The 16,961-nt window shown below is 72.8% G+C and carries 15 protein-coding genes and 1 pseudogene; 5 read left to right on the top strand and 11 right to left on the bottom strand.

The features are described from left to right. Nucleotides 1–15 precede the first annotated feature (15 nt). Both IT780_RS09610 and IT780_RS09605 read right to left on the bottom strand, forming a co-directional pair. Nucleotides 16–1,029 carry a LacI family DNA-binding transcriptional regulator gene (locus IT780_RS09610; RefSeq protein ID WP_199511096.1) on the bottom strand — a complete coding sequence of 338 codons (1,014 nt, stop codon included), beginning with the start codon at nucleotides 1,027–1,029 and terminating at the stop codon, nucleotides 16–18. 10 nt (nucleotides 1,030–1,039) lie between these two features. Then, a complete protein-coding gene (locus IT780_RS09605; RefSeq protein ID WP_199511095.1) occupies nucleotides 1,040–1,876 on the bottom strand; it encodes a LuxR C-terminal-related transcriptional regulator in 837 nt (278 codons plus the stop codon). 85 nt (nucleotides 1,877–1,961) lie between these two features. Between IT780_RS09605 and IT780_RS09600 the strand changes: the two genes are divergently transcribed. Together IT780_RS09600 and IT780_RS09595 are read left to right on the top strand one after the other, a co-directional pair. After that, entirely contained in the window at nucleotides 1,962–3,578 is a 1,617-nt protein-coding gene (locus tag IT780_RS09600; protein ID WP_199511094.1) for an AMP-binding protein, read from the top strand. 1,392 nt (nucleotides 3,579–4,970) lie between these two features. Further along, a pseudogene (locus tag IT780_RS09595) lies at nucleotides 4,971–6,596 on the top strand (GMC oxidoreductase); the annotation flags it as partial. A 255-nt stretch (nucleotides 6,597–6,851) separates the two neighbouring features. On the opposite strand, the gene IT780_RS09590 reads toward IT780_RS09595, so the two are convergent. Continuing rightward, nucleotides 6,852–7,982 (bottom strand): glycoside hydrolase family 12 protein, encoded by a 1,131-nt coding sequence (locus tag IT780_RS09590; protein WP_199511092.1) that lies wholly within the window; start codon nucleotides 7,980–7,982, stop codon nucleotides 6,852–6,854. Between the two features lie 293 nt (nucleotides 7,983–8,275). Between IT780_RS09590 and IT780_RS09585 the strand changes: the two genes are divergently transcribed. The 3 genes from IT780_RS09585 to IT780_RS09575 all read left to right on the top strand — a co-directional run bounded on the left by IT780_RS09585 (nucleotide 8,276) and on the right by IT780_RS09575 (nucleotide 10,734). Further along, a complete protein-coding gene (locus IT780_RS09585) occupies nucleotides 8,276–8,626 on the top strand; it encodes a histone-like nucleoid-structuring protein Lsr2 (protein ID WP_199511091.1) in 351 nt (116 codons plus the stop codon). An 89-nt stretch (nucleotides 8,627–8,715) separates the two neighbouring features. Continuing rightward, entirely contained in the window at nucleotides 8,716–9,453 is a 738-nt protein-coding gene (locus IT780_RS09580; protein WP_199511090.1) for an SDR family NAD(P)-dependent oxidoreductase, read from the top strand. Between the two features lie 201 nt (nucleotides 9,454–9,654). After that, nucleotides 9,655–10,734: an NAD-dependent epimerase/dehydratase family protein gene (locus IT780_RS09575; protein ID WP_199511089.1), complete on the top strand. Its 1,080-nt coding sequence runs from the start codon at nucleotides 9,655–9,657 to the stop codon at nucleotides 10,732–10,734. Nucleotides 10,735–10,738: 4 nt separating this feature from the next. On the opposite strand, the gene IT780_RS09570 is transcribed toward IT780_RS09575, so the two are convergent. From IT780_RS09570 to IT780_RS09535, 8 genes are all read right to left on the bottom strand, one after another. Continuing rightward, nucleotides 10,739–11,893, bottom strand: coding sequence for a hypothetical protein (locus IT780_RS09570; protein WP_199511088.1), 1,155 nt, complete (start codon nucleotides 11,891–11,893; stop codon nucleotides 10,739–10,741). After that, nucleotides 11,890–12,417, bottom strand: coding sequence for a SigE family RNA polymerase sigma factor (locus IT780_RS09565; RefSeq protein WP_199511087.1), 528 nt, complete (start codon nucleotides 12,415–12,417; stop codon nucleotides 11,890–11,892). The genes IT780_RS09570 and IT780_RS09565 overlap by 4 nt, the downstream gene beginning before the upstream one ends. A 140-nt stretch (nucleotides 12,418–12,557) precedes the next feature. After that, complete coding sequence (locus IT780_RS09560; protein ID WP_199511086.1) at nucleotides 12,558–13,208, bottom strand: O-methyltransferase; 651 nt, start codon at nucleotides 13,206–13,208, stop codon at nucleotides 12,558–12,560. 24 nt (nucleotides 13,209–13,232) lie between these two features. Then, nucleotides 13,233–13,928, bottom strand: coding sequence for a GntR family transcriptional regulator (locus tag IT780_RS09555; protein ID WP_307831110.1), 696 nt, complete (start codon nucleotides 13,926–13,928; stop codon nucleotides 13,233–13,235). A gap of 33 nt (nucleotides 13,929–13,961) precedes the next feature. Further along, nucleotides 13,962–14,807 carry a 5-oxoprolinase subunit C family protein gene (locus tag IT780_RS09550; RefSeq protein WP_199511085.1) on the bottom strand — a complete coding sequence of 282 codons (846 nt, stop codon included), beginning with the start codon at nucleotides 14,805–14,807 and terminating at the stop codon, nucleotides 13,962–13,964. After that, on the bottom strand, nucleotides 14,804–15,421 hold the full coding sequence (locus tag IT780_RS09545; RefSeq protein ID WP_199511084.1) for a 5-oxoprolinase subunit B family protein: 618 nt from the start codon (nucleotides 15,419–15,421) through the stop codon (nucleotides 14,804–14,806). Before IT780_RS09545 ends, IT780_RS09550 begins: the two co-directional genes overlap by 4 nt. After that, entirely contained in the window at nucleotides 15,418–16,185 is a 768-nt protein-coding gene (locus tag IT780_RS09540; protein ID WP_199511083.1) for a putative hydro-lyase, read from the bottom strand. The genes IT780_RS09545 and IT780_RS09540 overlap by 4 nt, the downstream gene beginning before the upstream one ends. Continuing rightward, nucleotides 16,182–16,943, bottom strand: coding sequence for a LamB/YcsF family protein (locus IT780_RS09535; RefSeq protein WP_199511082.1), 762 nt, complete (start codon nucleotides 16,941–16,943; stop codon nucleotides 16,182–16,184). The genes IT780_RS09540 and IT780_RS09535 overlap by 4 nt, the downstream gene beginning before the upstream one ends. Between the last annotated feature and the right edge of the window lie 18 nt (nucleotides 16,944–16,961).

Genomic DNA, 16,961 nt, shown 5'->3' with positions numbered 1-16,961 from the left:
CCGCAAGTAACCACGTCAGGCGGGCGGCGGGGCGGTGCTTCCGCGTGCCACCAGCCTCGCGGGCTCGTCCAGGTGCGGACCCGGCTGCTCCCCCGCGATCACCGCCAGCAGCAGCCGGGCGGCGTGCGCGCCGTACGCGACGATGTCCCGGGTCAGCGCGGTCAGCGGCGGGTGGACCAGCCCGCAGATCGGCGAATCGTCCCAGGCCACGATGGACAGATCGGCGGGTACGGCCAGCCTCAGCTCCCGCGCCGCGGCGAGACCCGCGATCGCCATGACGTCGTTGTCGTACACGATCGCCGTCGGCCGTTGCGGCGCCCGGAGCAGCTCGCGGGTCGCGCGCGCCCCCGCCTCCCCGGTGTAGTCGGTGAACACCGTCATCGCCTCGGTGATGCCACGATCGGCGAAGGCGCTCGTGCGCGTGGCCGTGTGCGCGAGGCCGGGCAGGCCGGCGACCCGGGCGATGCGCCGGTGCCCGAGGCCGGCCAGGTGGTCGACCGCCTCGGCGACGGAGACCGCGTCGTCGGACCACAGGGTCGCGAGCCGGCCGCCCGCGGACGGGGGCCCGACCGCGACCGCGGGTATCCCGATGCGTTCCACGGCCGGCACCCGAGGGTCGTCCGGGCGCAGGTCGCACAGGAGCACCCCGTCGACGCGGCCCTCGATCCACCACTGCCGGTAGACCTCGATCTCCGCGCCCGCGTCCGCCTCGTCGTCGACCATCTGCAGCAGCAGCGCGTACGAACGCGTGGACAGCTCCGCCTCGACGCCGCTGATCAGCTCCATGAAGAACGGCTCGACCCCGAGCGTGCTGGCCGGGCGGCGCAGGGCCAGCCCCACCACGGAGGCGGGGGCGCCGGCGAGCGCGCGGGCGGCGGCGCTGGCCCGGAACCCCAGCCGGTCGGCGATCGCCAGGATCCGGGCGCGGGTCTCGTCGGACACGCCGGGGCGATTGTTGAGCGCGTACGAGACCGCGCCCTTGGACACCCCGGCCTCGCGCGCGATATCGGCGATCGTCGGTCTCTTCACCGGGCCGAGCCTAGGGCAGGAGGCCCAGTCGCCGCGCGGTCACGACCGTCTCCATGCGGCCGTGCGTGCCCAGCTTGCGCATGGCGTTGCGCAGATAGCTCTTCACGGTCTCGGGCAGTACGCCGAGTCGCCGGGCGGCCTCGGCGTTGCTGCATCCGACGGCCACCATCGCGAGCACGTCGCGTTCGCGCGGCGACAGCGGGTCGGCCGGCTTGTCCGGGTTACCGCCGGAACGCGACAGCAGCGAACACACCTGCCGCAGGCGCGAGCGCAGCACCGGGTCCCCGACCTCCTGGGCGATGGTGAGCAGGTCGGCGTGGGCCTGGCGGACGTCCTCCCACTCCCGGGCCGCGGGTACCTCCCGGGTCAGGGCGGCGGCCGCCTCCAGCTCGGCGAGGCGGCGCTCGACCTCCCGGCGTACGGTGGCCTCGGTGCCCAGCCGGAGCGCCACCTGGACCATCGCGTCGAGCGCCCGCGCGCCCACCGACAGGGGTTCACGGGTGCCGGCGTAGAGCACGGCGAGCACCGAGGACCCCATCGCGACCGGCACCGCGGCGATCGCCCGCAACCCCTCGGCGGTGACCGGTTTGTCGTACTCGTGCGAGATCCGCGGGTCGGCCGCGTAATCGTCCACCTTGGCGGCCCGCGCGGTGGTCAGCACCCGGCCGCCCAGCCCGTTGCCGGCACCGACCACCAGGCCGTGCAGCGCGAGCGTGGTCGTACCCGCGAAGTCGGTGAGCCGCATCGCCCGCCCGTCCGCGGAGGCCGCGCCGCCGAACGCGACCGGCAGGCCGGTCACCCGGCGGAGCCGGCCGAGGGCCGCGGTCAGGTCGGCTGTCTCGAGCACGTGACCAGCATGTCGCCCCGGGCATGTCCGGGTCCACCCCCGATCGGGGGTGGCAGCCCGCGGCGGACGGGCTCATGCTGCAGAAATGCTCTCCTACGCCTCCGGGACCTCCGACGTGCCGCTGCTCGGCGAGACCATCGGCGCCAACCTCGAACGCACCGTCGCGGCCTTCGGCGACCGCGAGGCGCTCGTCGACGTGCCGACCGGCCGGCGCTGGACGTACGCGGAATTCGACGCCGCGGTGAACGACGTCGCCCGCGGCCTGCTCGCCCGCGACATCGCGAAGGGCGACCGGGTCGGCATCTGGGCGCCGAACTGCGCGGAGTGGGTGCTCGTCCAGTACGCCACCGCGAAGATCGGCGCGATCCTGGTCAACGTCAACCCGGCGTACCGGACCCACGAGCTGGACTACGTGGTCCGGCAGTCCGGCATGCGGCTGCTGGTCAGCGCGGTCGGCTTCAAGACCAGCGACTACCGGGCGATGATCGAGGAGATCGGCTTCACGGAGACCGTCTTCATCGGCACCGGCGACTGGGACGCGCTGGTCACCGCCGGCGCGAGCCACGACCTCGCCGCCCGGGCCGCCACGCTCGCGTTCGACGACCCGATCAACATCCAGTACACGTCGGGGACGACAGGTTTCCCGAAGGGCGCGACGCTGTCGCACCACAACATCCTCAACAACGGGTACTTCGTCGGCGAGCTCGTCGGCTACACCGAACGGGACCGCATCTGCATCCCCGTACCGCTGTACCACTGCTTCGGCATGGTGATGGGCAACCTCGCCGCGACCTCGCACGGCGCGGCGATGGTGCTGCCGGCGCAGGGCTTCGACCCGGCGGCGGCATTGCGGGCGGTCACCCAGGAGAAATGCACATCCCTGTACGGCGTGCCGACCATGTTCATCGCCGAGCTGGGGCTGGCCGACTTCCCGGCGTACGACCTGTCCAGCTTGCGTACGGGCATCATGGCGGGCTCCCCCTGCCCGGTCGAGGTGATGAAACGCGTGGTCGCCGAGATGAACATGGCCGAGGTCGCGATCGCCTACGGCATGACCGAGACGTCGCCGGTGTCCACGATGACCCGAGCCGACGACAGCCTCGAACGGCGCACCGGCACGGTCGGCCGGGTGATGCCCCACCTGGAGTCGAAAATCATCGACCCGGCATCCGGCCTCGTAGTCCCCCGCGGCGAACCGGGCGAACTCTGCACCCGCGGCTCCTCGGTGATGCTCGGCTACTGGGACCAACCCGAAGCGACCGCCGCGGCCATCGACACGGCCCGCTGGATGCACACCGGCGACCTGGCCACGATGGACCCCGACGGCTACCTCAACATCGTGGGCCGCATCAAAGACCTGGTCATCCGAGGCGGCGAAAACGTCTACCCCCGCGAGGTCGAAGAATTCCTCTACACCCACCCGGACATCGCAGACGTCCAGGTCATCGGCGTCCCGGACGAGAAGTACGGAGAGGAACTGATGGCCTGGCTGGTGATGCGCCCGGACACCGAACCCCTGACGGCGGAGGCGATCCGCGAATTCTGCACCGGACGACTGGCCCACTTCAAGGTCCCCCGCTACGTCCACGTGGTGGAAGGCTTCCCGATGACCGTGACGGGCAAGGTCCGCAAAGTCGAAATGCGCGAACGGGCGGTAGAGATACTGGACCTGCACGACGCCTCCCGAATCCGCAACGCCTGACCCGCCGCCAAACCACAAGGCGACAGTGAAAGGTGTGCGAGGCGAGACGCGACATCGGCGGAAGGAACCTTGTGGCGTCGGTTTTCCGGCGCTGGTGAATCGCATTTTGGCATTGGTTGATGAATTGTGAGCATCGGCGAGCTCGACGGATTGCACCCGTTGAGTTGTGTGAGCCGGGCGGCACCGCACCGCGCACGCCGGGCAGCACCGCACCGCGCACGCCGGGCGACACCGCACCGCGCACGCCGGGCAGCACCGCACCGCGCACGCCGGGCAGCACCGCACCGCGCACGCCGGGCAACACCGCACCGCGCACGCCGGGCGACCGGGAACCGCCGGGGGCGCCGGTCGTGAAGCAGGCATTCTTTGCCGGCATGCCGGTCCGATGAGCGGCAGCCGGACCGGCAACCGCAGCCGGCGCGGCAACCGCAGCCGGGTTGGGAACCCCAGCCGGAGCGGGAGCCGCGCCCGAAGCGCAACCCGTTGCCGGGGCGGCGTTCGTGGCTGGGACGGGATCCGCTGCCGGGGCGGCCGGACGACAAACCTTCTCGGGTCGAGGCGCCGACGCTGCTGCGCTTCGGGTTGCCATCGGCCTTGCCGGGCTCCGGACGCTTGCCGGCCGCTCCTCGCAGCCGCTCCCACGCAGCCGGTGCAGCTTCGTGGCGTGTCGCTGCGCCAAGCCCCAAGCCCGGCGTCGAGCGTGCTCGCGGCGGAACTCCTCCCGCTCGGCAGAATAGCGACGCGACGCGGTCCGATCGCGCATCACCGCCAATTCCGCCGTCGAGAACAACTGGAGCTGCCGCATGCCATTATTGTCCCGCACCCGGCCGCAGCAACACATTATTCGATCATCGCGAAAGAGCGATCACGGTCACAGGAAATCACCCGGTGGTCCTCGATAGAATTCGGGCGCACGCCGCAGTGCGAGTCAATCTTCGACTCCGTACCGTGGCATTGATTTCGAAGGAAGGCGCCCGACGAGCAGGCATAGTCAAGGAAGAAGTCGGCACGTGCGATCGAGCCGAAGACATCATGCGGACGGGGCGGTCAAGGAGGTGAGCGCCGGCGACGAGGCTGAGGCCGCAGGCACGGCCCGAGACCGCAGGCACGGCCCGAGACCGCAGGCACGGCCCGAGACCGCAGGCACGGCCCGAGACCGCAGGCACGGCCCGAGACCGCAGGCACGGCCCGAGACCGCAGGCACGGCCCGAGGCCGCAGGCACGGCCCGAGGCCGCATGGCGCGGTGGGCCGGCATCAGACCGGTGGGTTCGAGCTCGGTGGTCTTCGGGTGGTCGGTCATGGCGGTGACTCGCGCGAGGGCCCTCTCGGCGGACTGACGCCGGCTGAATGCAGACCTGGTGCGAACTAATCTCGCGTGGTGGAGTGGGGCCATGACGGACTACGACATCGTCGTCGTGGGTAGCGGGTTCGGCGGCAGCGTCACGGCGCTGCGGCTTGCCGAGAAGGGGTACCGCGTCGGCGTGCTCGAGGCTGGTCGGCGCTACACCCCGCAGACGCTGCCCAGGACGTCCTGGGACCTGCGTGCCTTCCTCTGGGCGCCGGCGCTGGGGCTGCGTGGCATCCAGCGGATCACGCTGCTCAAGGACATCATCGTGCTGTCGGCTGCGGGCGTCGGCGGGGGTTCGCTGGTCTACGCGAACACCCTGTACCAGCCGCCGGCGCGGTTCTTCGCCGACGAGCGCTGGGCCGGGATCACCGACTGGGCGGGCGAGCTGGAACCGCACTACGACCAGGCGTCGCGGATGCTCGGGGTCACGCTGCAGCCGTCGATGACGCCGTCCGACCGGGTGGTCGAGGCCGTCGCGAAGGAGATGGGCGTGGGCGGGACGTTCCGCCGTACGCCGGTGGGGGTGTTCTTCGGAGAGCCCGGGAAGTCCGTGCCGGACCCGTACTTCGGCGGCGCCGGGCCGGACCGTACGGGCTGCACCGAGTGCGGCGACTGCATGATCGGCTGCCGGGTCGGCGCGAAGAACCGCCTCGACCTGAATTACCTCCACCTCGCCGAACGGGCGGGTGCGACCGTGCACCCCGACACCGAGGTGACCGCGCTGCGGCCGGTGCACGGCGGCTGGCGGGTGGAGACGAAGAAGCGGGTCTTCACCGCGCGGCAGGTGGTGCTCTCGGCGGGCGCGCTCGGCACGCAACGGCTGCTGCACGCGATGAAGGACACCGGCGTGCTGCCCGCGCTCTCCGACCGGCTGGGCTCCTTGACGCGTACGAATTCCGAGGCGTTGCTCGGTGCGCAGGCGGAACGCGTACCCCCGGAACCGTTTTCCCGGGGGGTTGCGATCACGTCGTCGTTCCATCCCGACGAGGACACCCACATCGAACCCGTCCGGTACGGTCCCGGCAGCAACGCCATGGGCCTGCTGACCACGCTGCTGGTGGACGGCGGCGGGCGGGTGCCGCGGCCGGTGCGGTTCCTCGGGCAGGCGTTGCGGCATCCGGCGCTGCTGCTGCGCTCGTTGTCGAACCGGCGGTGGAGCGACCGCACGATCATCGCGCTGGTCATGCAGACCCTGGACAATTCTTTGACGGTACGCCGGACCCGGCGCGGGCGGCTCACCACCGGCCCGGGGCACGGGCCGGCCAACCCGACCTGGATCCCGGTGGGCCACGAGGCGGTACGCCGGATGGCCACGGCGATCGGCGGCCACCCGGGCGGCTCGGTCGGCGACGTCTTCGACATCCCGATGACCGCGCACATCCTCGGCGGCGCGACCATCGGCGACTCCCCGGCGACCGGCGTGGTGGACGCCTACCAGCGGGTGTACGGGTACCCGGGCCTGCACGTGGTGGACGGCTCGGTGATCCCGGCCAACCTCGGGGTGAACCCGTCGCTGACCATCACCGCGCTGGCCGAGCGGGCCATGTCGTTCTGGCCCAACAACGGCGAGGCGGATCCGCGGCCGGCGCTGGGGGCGACGTATGAACGGGTCGAGCCGGTGCCGCCGCGCTCGCCTGCCGTCCCGGCACATGCGCCGGCGGTGCTGCGCTGGACCCGCCGCCCGGCTCCGGCAAGCGACTCGGCGGCCTCGCCGAGCGCTCCCCCGGCTGGAAGCGGTCCCAGGGCCGGCTCGGGTCCGGCGGCCGAACCCGCCGTTGCCGGATAGCGGGCCCGACAGCCGGGCCGGGAAACGGCGGCCGCGGCAGGGCGGCCTGACCCCGGGACGCCGGCCGCCCCGCCACCGGGCTGATCGGTGACGGGGCGGGGCAGTTCGTGCCCGGCGCGGGGCCGGGGTCGTGCGGGCTCAGGCCCGGCTGCAGGCCGTGCCGTTGAGGCTGAAGCTGGACGGTGCGCTGAAGGTGCCGCTGTAGGTGCCCTGGAAGCCGAAGGACGCCGTGCCGCCGGCCGGGATCGACCCGTTGTGCGAGACGTTGCGGGCCGTCACCGAGCCGCTCGATCCGCTCAGCGTCGCGTTCCAGGAGTTCGTGATGGCCTGGCCGTTCGGCAGGGTGAAGGCGAGCGCCCAGCCGTTGATCGCGCTGCCGCCGGTGTTGGCCACGGTCACGTCGGCCGTGAAGCCGCTGCCCCAGGCGTTGGTGCCGTACGTGACCCGGCAGGCCGTGCTGCCGGACGGCGGGTTGCTCGGCGGCGGCGAGGACGGGCCGGTGGGCGGGGTGCCGCTGTTGACCTGGGCGGAGAAGTTGGTGACCGCGAGGCCGGCGCCGCCGATCCACGGCTCGAAGCCCGCCTGGATGCTGGTCAGGTACCAGGAGTTGGTCACCGACGTACGGGTCTTCGTGTCGTTGACGAAGTCCAGCACGTTGAAGCTCCAGCTGGAGATCGGGGACGGCGCCACGTACGAAACGACGTTGTTGGAGCCGTTGCTGCCCTGCCACACCTGCCAGGTGCGGCCGCCGATCGTGGCGTTGCCGACCACCGAGCCGATCGGCTGGATGGAGCCCTGCCGGTTGAACCAGATCATGATTTCCATGGCGTTGACGCCGTCACGCTTGGGCGTCGGGTCGAGCCAGATGTCGTACGCCGCGTCGTACGTCGCACCGCTCACGTAGTTGTACGAGATGCTGCTCGGGGCGCTGCTGATGGAGCTGAGCTGCATCGGCAGGTTGGTGCCCGGCGAACAGTTCGTGTAATGGCAGCCGTAGAACACGGCGGGATACGACACCGGTGCACCACTCGTGCTGCCGGTGCCCTGCTGACTGGTGATGGCGAATCCGGTGCTCGTGACATTGATGCACTGCTGGGCGCTGGTGCCCCACCGGTTGTTCATCACCACGTATCGGCCGCCGATCGTGGTGGATCCGTACTGATCGCAGATCTGCGTGTCGGCCTGTGCGGGGCCGGCCACGGCGAAGGCCGTGACACCGGCGCCGGCGAGCATGACAGCCGCGGCGACGGCGCGGATGGCGCGTCTCATGACAGCTCCTAGGTGAGGGGATTCCCGGGGGACGGGGGTTCGTGGGAGCGCTCCCAGGCAACGTACAACACATCGACGAACCTGAGAAGTGTTGCCACGAAGTTTCCGGGAGCCGACCCGCGCGGGTCGCTCGCCACCCTCGTCACCGGCGAATCATTCCGGCCCGCCGGATCGGAACGCGACATGCGCGAGTGCAATTTGCCTCGGACCGGCCGCGGCGACAGAATGAAACGCGCGACAATTTCGATGACACACGCAACTCGAACAATGACCGCTGTGGGAGCGAGCACATCATGGCCAAGCAGGTAATCACCCTTCTGACCGACGACATCGACGGCGGCGAGGCCGACCGCACGGTCGAATTCGGACTGGACGGGGTGAACTACACGATCGACCTGTCGGAGAAGAACGCCGGCAAGCTGCGCAAGGCCCTGGACCCGTACCTGTCGGTCGCCACCCGCGTGGGCCGCGGCGGCGGCGAGCCCCGATCCGCGCGTCGCGGCGGCGCCCCGGCGAGCACCGGCCGCGCCACCCGCGACCAGAATCAGGCCATTCGCGAGTGGGCCGGCAAGAACGGTTACGAGGTTTCCGAGCGCGGCCGGATCCCGAGCTCCGTCGTCGAGGCGTACCACAACAAGCGATAAGTCGTCCGCCGGCTCGGAAAACGGCGTCGCCGATGCGGCGACGCCGTTTCTCGCGCGAAGAGACCACCGACGAACGGACCAGAAACGACATGCGAGTCGTGATCGTGACCGGGGCGTCCGCGGGCATCGGCCGGGCCACCGCGCTGCGCCTCGGCCGTCCGGGCACCACCGTCGTCCTCGCCGGCCGCCGCGCCGACGAGCTGGCCGCTGTCGCGGCGGAGATCCGGACGGCCGGCGGCGAGGCCGTACCCGTGCCGGGCGACCTGCGGGAACCGGCCGCCATCGAGGCGCTGACCGCGGCGGCGCTCGGCGTCACCGGCCGGATCGACGTCCTCGTCAACAACGCCGGCCTCGGCGGCCCGGCCACGGTCCGCCTCGACGACGCCCAGCTCACCGAGATGGTTGACGTGAACCTGCTCGCGCCGATCCGGCTCATGCGCTCGGTGCTGCCCGCGATGCTCGACGCCGGCGCGGGCTCCATCGTGAACATCGGCTCGGTCGCGGGCGAGGTCGGCATCGGCGGCGTCTACTCGGCCACGAAGTTCGGGCTGCGCGGCATCACCGACTCGGTCCGCCGCGAGGTCGCCGGCACGGGCATCGGCGTGACGCTGATCGAACCCGGCCGCGTCGGCACCGAGATGAACGCCCGCGACGCCCACCGGCTGCCCGGCCCCGAGGTGGTCGTGGACGCGATCGAGCGGGCCCTGCGCCGGGCACGGCGCCGCATCGTCGTCCCGTGGCGGTACCGGATCTCGATGCTGGCCGCCGCGGCGCTGCCCGGCATCACCGACCGCATGTACGCCGGCAAGGCGGCCCGCTCCCGCTGACCCGCCCGGTCCGAAGGCCGGGCGACCAACGGCGAAGGCCGGGCGGCCAAGGACCGGCGGCCAAGGCCGAAGGACCGGCGAAGGCCGGGCGACCAACGGCGAAGGCGGGCGGCCGAGGACCGGCGGCCAAGGACCGGCGGCCAAGGCCGAGCGGGAGACCGCCCAGGGTTCAACCCCGGCTGCCCGGGTAGGGCTTCAGGCATGCGAGTCGTGATCGTCGGAGCGAGCGGTAACGCGGGCACGGCGCTGCTGCGCCGGCTGCGTAACGAACCCGGGATGGACCTGGCCGGGGTGGTGCGACGGCTGCCCGGCACGGACACCGTTCCGTACGACGCGGTCGAATGGCATTCCTGCGACATCGGTACGCCCGAAGCGCCGCGGCGGCTGGCCGAGATCTTCCGGGGCGCCGACGCGGTGGTGCACCTGGCGTGGCAGATCCAGCCCAGTCATGACCAGCGGCGGTTGTTCCGGACGAATGTGCTCGGCAGCCGCGCGGTCGTCGAGGCGGCGCTGCGGGCGGGCGTCCCGTCGCTGGTGTACGCGTCGTCGGTCGGCACGTACGCGCCCGGCCCCAAGGACGCTTACGTCACGGAGGCGTACCCGAAGACCGGGGTGAAGGGTTCCTCCTACAGCCGGCACAAGGCGCTCGTCGAGGCGCTGCTGGACCGCGCCGAGTCGGACCATCCCACGCTGCGGGTGGTCCGGTTGCGCCCCGGCCTCATCTTCCAGCGCGACGTCGGTACGGAGATCGGCCGCTACTTCGCCGGCCCGCTGCTGCCCGCGCGGCTGCTGCGGTTCGGCCGGATCCCGGTCATCCCGTCGCACCCGGGGCTGCGGGTCCAGGCGGTGCACGCCGACGACGTGGCCGACGCGTACGCCCGCGCGCTCGCCTCGGACGTGCACGGCGCGTTCAACGTGGCCGCCGGGCCGGTGCTGGACCCGGCCGTGGCCGCCGAGGCGTTCCACGGCCGGGAGGTTCCCGTACCCGGGTTCCTGCTGCGTGGCGCCGCCGACCTGAGCTGGCGCCTGCGCCTGCAGCCCGTCGACGTCGGCTGGGTACGCCTGGGCCTGAAGGCGCCCCTGATGTCCTGCGACCGCATCGCCGCGGAACTGGGCTGGCGCCCGCTCACCGGCGCCGTGCACGCGCTCAAGGAACTGGTCGCGGGGATGGCCGACCGCGCGCACACCGACAGCCCGCCGCTGTCCGGCGCCCCGGACCTGCCGGGGCGCCTCGGCGGCGTGCTGCGCGGCCGGCTGCCCGGCTCCGGCAACCCGTACTAGGGGCTCAGCGGTCGCACTGCCACGTGATCACGCCGGAGCGGTCGTCGAACGGCCAGCCGACCACGAGACCGGTGTCCGCGATCGCGAAGGGCTCGCCCTTCCCGCCGTTCTCGGAGCTCAGTTCCACGGTGGCGTCGTCACGCAGGACAGTGCCGTTCGAGACGATCCAGCCCGCGGCGTTGACGGCGTTCGCGGGCGCGTTGACGGGCAGGACGGTCACCTCGCCGGTGCGCAGGTCCCACCGGGCCACCTCGCCGGAGGGCCACAGGTTGCCGGTGGCCCAGTCGCCGTGCGCGTCGTTGACCGCGCCCTGCTGGTTGGCCGGCCCGGTCAGCGCCCGTCCCAGCCCGCGCTCGTCCCAGCGGAACGAGGTCAAATCGCCCTTCGCGGAGACGACGCTGCCTAGGATCGAGCCGTCGTCCAGGATGCTCGTGCCCTCGGCGTACGCGGGAAGCGGCAGTTTCGTGGCCGTCGCGGCGTTGGCCTTCCAGAGCAGCACGGCGTCGGTGCGGTCGCCGGAGCCCTGCCGAGTGGCGTTGACGATGATGTCGCCCTGCCGGTTGACCGAGGCATCGCGGAAGGTCCACTTACCCGCCGGCGGGATCATCTTCTCCGGTACGCCGCCGATGTAGCGCAGGACCGAGTCGGCCCACTTGTCCTTCGGGCCCGCGACCGCGGCGACCACCCCGCCGGCGCTGACGGCGTCCGCCTGCACCCAGTCGCCGACCTTCGGCAGCGTCTGCGACATCCCGTCCGTCCACAGCACCGGCTGCGAGTGCCCGACGCCGGCCAGCTTCCCCTGCGGGGTGCTGCGCTTGCTGGACCGGAAGTCGTTGGCGATGACGTAGCGGCCGCCCGGGTCCACACCTGCGGCCCGGACCGCGGTCATCCCGTCGGGAACGGGGAGCCAGGTGGCGGGGCAGACGGCCGTCGACGGGAGGCCTGCCGGCTGGTCGGCGCGCTGACCGTTCGTGTACGCCATAAGCGAGGGAACCGCCGCCAGCAGACCCGTCGCGAGGGCCGCACCCAGCCCCGCCTGCGCGGCCCGCCGGCGCCTGGCCCGGCGGCGACCGCCCTCGACCACCGCTCCCACGCGCAGTTGGGTGGCGGGCACCTCCACCGCCTTCAACCGCTCCCGTACGTCCTGCTCACCCATCATGATCCGTCCCTCGATCCTCGCGCGGTACCGGCCTCGGCCGGGGTGAGAGCGGCGCGCAGGGCGGCCAGCCCCCGGGAGCACTGGCTCTTGACGTTGCCCACCGAGCACTTGAGCGCCTCGGCGGTGGCTTCGACGGTCAGATCGTCGAAGTACCGCAGCACCACCACGGCCCGTTGCCCCTTGGGCAGCGCCCGCAGCGCCGTGAGCAGCGCGTCCCGCTCGACGATGCCGTGCTCGGCGGCGTCGATCGGCGCCGCGTGCGCCGGGACGCCGCCCAGCCGTACGCGCGACCACCGCAGCCGCCGCTCGTCGAGGTAGCGCCGCACGAGGATGCTCTGCACGTACGCGTCGACGTTGTGCGCCGCCGAGACCTTGCGCCACTGCACGTACAGGGCCGTCAGCGTGGCCTGGACGATGTCGTCCGCCCGGTGCGCGTCGCCGCAGAGCATGTACGCGGTCCGGTGCAGCCGCGACAGCCGTCCCGCCACGTACTCGGTGTACTCACGTTCCTCGTCGGCCCGCATCCCGCTCCCTTTCCGGCGCCCTCACCTCACCGTCGTCGGCCGCGCCGGAAAGGGTTGCACGGGAACGCCAGGTTTCCGCTCCGGCCGATCAGGCCGCCCGCCGGCCGCGCCGGAAAGGGGTTGCCCGGCAGCGCCAGATTTCAGCGCTTGCGGATCAGGGTGACGCCGTCGCGCACCGGCAGCATCACGCAGTCGACGCGCTCGTCGGCCACCACCAGGTCGTTGATGCGGCGGATGGCCTGGTCCGCCGGGTCCTGCGCGGCCGGGTCGAGGACGCGGCCGTCGCGCAGGACGTTGTCGAGCACGATCAGCCCGCCCGGCCGCAGCCGCGGCACCAGCTCGGCGTAGTAGTCCGGGTAGCCGGTCTTGTCGGCGTCGATGAAGGCGAAGTCGATGACGGCCTCGCCGGGCAGGGCCCGCAGCGTCTCGACGGCCGGGGCGAGCCGCAGGTCGATCCGGTCCGCCACGCCGGCCCGCTCCCAGTAGCCGCGCGCCACCGCGGTCCACTCGGGCGACACGTCGCAGGCGAGCAGCCGGCCGTCCGCCGGCAGGCCGCGAGCGATGCAGATGGCCGAGTAGCCGGTGAACACGCCCACCTCCACGGCGAACCGGGCGCCGGTGAGCCGGACCAGCATGGTCAGCAGCTCGCCCTCGTCGTGGCTGATCTGCATGCCGGCCGCGCCGGGGAAGGACCGGGCGGTCTCGGCCGCGAGGTCGCGCAGGACCGGGTCGGCGGGCGAGCTGTGCGTCAGGACGTAGTGGTTGATAGCGGGATCGATGATGTCTGCCACGCGGCCATCCTGCCGCACGCGCGCTCAGGGGAGGGTGCCGAGGACCACGCGTTCGGAGGTGAGCAGGTAGTCGCGGAGCAGCTCGGCGGCCCGGTCGCGGTCGCCGGCCTCGTACAGCGTGGTGATGTCGTCGTTCATCGCCACGAACGGCCGGTGCAGGGCCTCCGGGTCGGGCGCCGCCACGAACGCCAGGCGCAGCTCCGCGGTGAGCTGGCGCATCCAGCCGTCGAGGCGGGGGCTGCCGGCCAGCGCCACGATCTGCTCGTGGAAGTGCATGTTGGCCGTACCCACGCCCCGCCAGTCCCCCGCCGCCTCCGCGGCGCGGGCGTCGGTCACGGCCGCCCGCATGCCCTGGGCGCGCGGCGGGCCGGTCGGTGCCTGCGCGAGCGCGGTGCATTCCAGCATGACGCGTACGCGGTAGATGTCGGCGATCTGCGCCGGGCTGAGCGTGGCGACGAACACGCCGCGGTTGGGCTCGCGGACCAGCAGGCCTTCCTCGATGAGCGTGGAGAACGCCTCGCGCAGGGTGTTGCGGGAGACGCCGAGCGGCCCGGTGAGCGAGGTCTCGGCGAGCCGGGTCCCCGGCGCCAGCTCGCCGTTGATCATCGAGTTGCGCAGCTGCTCAGCCGCCCGCGCGGCGGAGCCGGCCCGCGCAGCGGAACCAGTCCGCGCGGCCGAATCAGCCCCCGCGGCGGAGCCCGGCCTCTCCACGGTCGTCACGGCTCCAGTCAACCAGCCCGCGATGTGCGCCCCTCAGTGGGGCGCAAGCGTGAAGCGGACGGTGGCACCGGGCCGCAGCTGCGCCGCGCGATCGGCCGATTCCGGGGTGAGCACCGCGATGACGGGATATCCGCCGGTCACTGGGTGGTCGGCCTGGAACACGATCGGCAGGCCGTCCGGCGGTACCTGCACCGACCCGCGGACGACTCCTTCGCTGGGCAGCTCGGTCGTGCGGGCGCGGGTCAGCGGAGGGCCGTCGAGCCGAAGGCCCACCGAGTTGCTCGCCGGGGTGACCGTGTACTCGGCGCGGAGGAACGTCTCGATCGCCTCGGCGGTGAACCAGTCGTCGCGCGGGCCGAGGTCGACCTCGAGCGGCCCGTCCACCGCCGGGGCGAGCGCCGGGGCGTCCCCGGGCTTGCCGGAGACCGGGCCGATGCGCAGGACGTCGCCGGGAGCCGGCCGGGCCGGGCCCATCCCGAGCTGGTCGGTCGAGCGAGAGCCCAGCACCGGCGGGACGGCGAAGCCACCGCGCACGGCCAGGTAGCTGCGCAGCCCGCGCCGCGGCATGGTGACGGAGACGGTGGCACCGGCGGGGACCTCGACGACCTCCTCCACGCCGGTGCGCTCGCCGTCCACCGTGAGCACGGCGTCCGTACCGGTCAGCACGGCCACCGCGGCCTCGTCGAAACGCACCCGCAGGCCGCCCAGGGTGCACTCCAGGACGGCCGCACCCGGCGGGTTACCGGCCAGCACGTTGGCGCGGGCGTACGCGGCCCGGTCCACCGCGCCCGACGGTGCGACGCCCTGGTGCGCGTGGCCCGGGCGGCCGGCGTCCTTGAACACGGCCAGCGGACCGGTCCGCAGCACTGTCATCGTCATCGCCGTACCGCCTTGAAGGTCACTCGTACGCCGGGCAGCAGCAGCGCCGGTTCGGGCCGGTCGAGGTCCCACATGCGTTCCGTGGTGCTGCCGATCAGCTGCCAGCCGCCCGGGCTGTCGCTGGGATAGACGCCGGAGAACCGGCCCGCCAGCCCCACCGAGCCGGCCGGGATGCGGGTCCGCGGCGTGGTCCGCCGGGGCACGTCGAAGCTGGGGTGCCCGCCGGTCAGATAGCCGAAGCCGGGCGCGAAGCCGGCGAACGCCACGGTCCACGGCGTGCCGGTGTGCCGCGCGACGACCTCGTCCGGCGTGACCCGCAGGTGCTCGGCGACCTCGGCCAGGTCGGGACCGTCGTAGACCACCGGGATCTCGACGGAGCCGGCGTACGCCTGCCCGTGCCCGTCCGGCTCGAGGGCGGCGGCCGCCTCCCGGACCATCGCCGGGGACGTGACCGCCGGGTCGAACCGGATCAGCACCGTACGGGCCGCCGGCACCAGGTCCGTGACGCCGGGCAGGGCGGCCGCGCGCAGGGCCGCATACAGGGCGAGGGCCGCGTCGAGGTCGTCCACCTCGGCGAGCACGGCCTCCCGCCCGCAGCGCAGGAATCTCGTCATGCCTCGTATTCCGTGTCGGGCACGTCGGTCACGAACATGTGCCCGGGTGCGTGGGTGATCGCGTACGGCACCTGCGAGGCCATCACGGCCGCCTGAGGCGTGACGCCGCAGGCCCAGAACACCGGGATCTCGCCCGGCCGGAGCTCGACCGGGTCGCCGAAGTCGGGCTTGGCGAGGTCGCCGATGCCCAGCCCGGCCGGGTCCCCGATGTGCACCGGCGCGCCGTGCACCGCGGGGAACCGGCCGCTGATCGTCACCGCGTCCGCCACCCGGTCCGCCGGGATCGGCCGCATGGAGACGACCAGTTCGCCGCGCATCCGCCCGGCCGGCCGGCAGTCACGCGCGGTGCGGTACATCGGCACGTTGCTGCCCGCGGCGATGTGGCGGACCTCGATGCCGGCCTCGATCAGGGAGGCCTCGAAGCTGAAGCTGCAGCCGATGAGGAACGCCACCAGGTCGTCGCGCCACGCCGCGGTCGCGTCCGGGACCTCCTCGACGAGCTCGCCGTCGCGCCAGATCCGGTAGAGCGGCAGGTCGGTGCGCACGTCGGCGCCGGGGGCGAGGACGGTGGCCGGCGAGCCGGGGTCCGTCACGTCGAGCACCGGGCAGGGCTTGGGGTTGCGCTGCGCGTACAGCAGCATGTCCCACGCCCAGTCGCGGGGCACGGCGATGAGGTTGGCCTGCGCCACGCCCGGCGCGAGGCCGGCCGTGGGCCGGACCAGGCCGGCCCGGAACCGCGCGCGCAGGTCGGCCGCGGCGGTCATGCGCCGGCTCCGGCGAAGGCGGTGATGCGTACGCCCGCAGCCGTGAGCCCGTCGTGCACGGCCCGGGCCATCTGCACGGCGCCCGGCGAGTCGCCGTGCACGCAGATCGAATCGGCCTCCACCTTGATCACCGACCCGTCCACGGCCACCAGGGTGCGGTCGGTGACCAGCCGGACCATGCGCTCGGCGACCTCGGCGGGGTCGTGCAGCAGCGCCCCGGGCAGCCGGCGGGAGACGAGCGTCCCGTCGGGGTTGTAGCCCCGGTCGGCGAAGGCCTCGCGGACGGTCCGCAGCCCGGCGTCCTCGGCGAGCAGCAGGAACGCGGACCCGGGCAGGCCCAGCACCGGCAGATCGGGGTCGTACCGGCGGACCGCGTCGACCACCGCGGCGGCCTGCTGCTCGTGGTGCACGATCGTGTTGTAGAGCGCGCCGTGCGGCTTGACGTAGAGCACCCGGTCGCCGGCGGCGCGGGCGAGGCCGTCCAGGGCGCCGATCTGGTAGATCAGGTCGGCGACCAGGTCGTCGGTCTCGTAGTCGATGAAGCGCCGGCCGAAGCCGGGCAGGTCCCGGTAGCCGACCTGGGCGCCGATGACCACGCCGCTCGACACCGCCCGCTCGCAGGTGGCGAGCAGCGTCCGCGGGTCGCCGGCGTGGAAGCCGCAGGCCACGTTGGCGCTGCTGACGATGCCCAGCATCGCGGCGTCGTCGCCGAGGCGCCAGGTGCCGAAGCCCTCGCCGAGGTCGCTGTTGAGGTCCATGTCTCCTCCTTCGCGCGG

Source organism: Nucisporomicrobium flavum, from assembly GCF_016464385.1.
Taxonomy (GTDB): Bacteria; Actinomycetota; Actinomycetes; order Mycobacteriales; family Micromonosporaceae; genus Actinoplanes; species Actinoplanes flavus_A.
The sequence above is the reverse complement of the archived record's forward strand: the minus strand, read 5'-3'. Positions and strand labels throughout refer to the sequence as shown.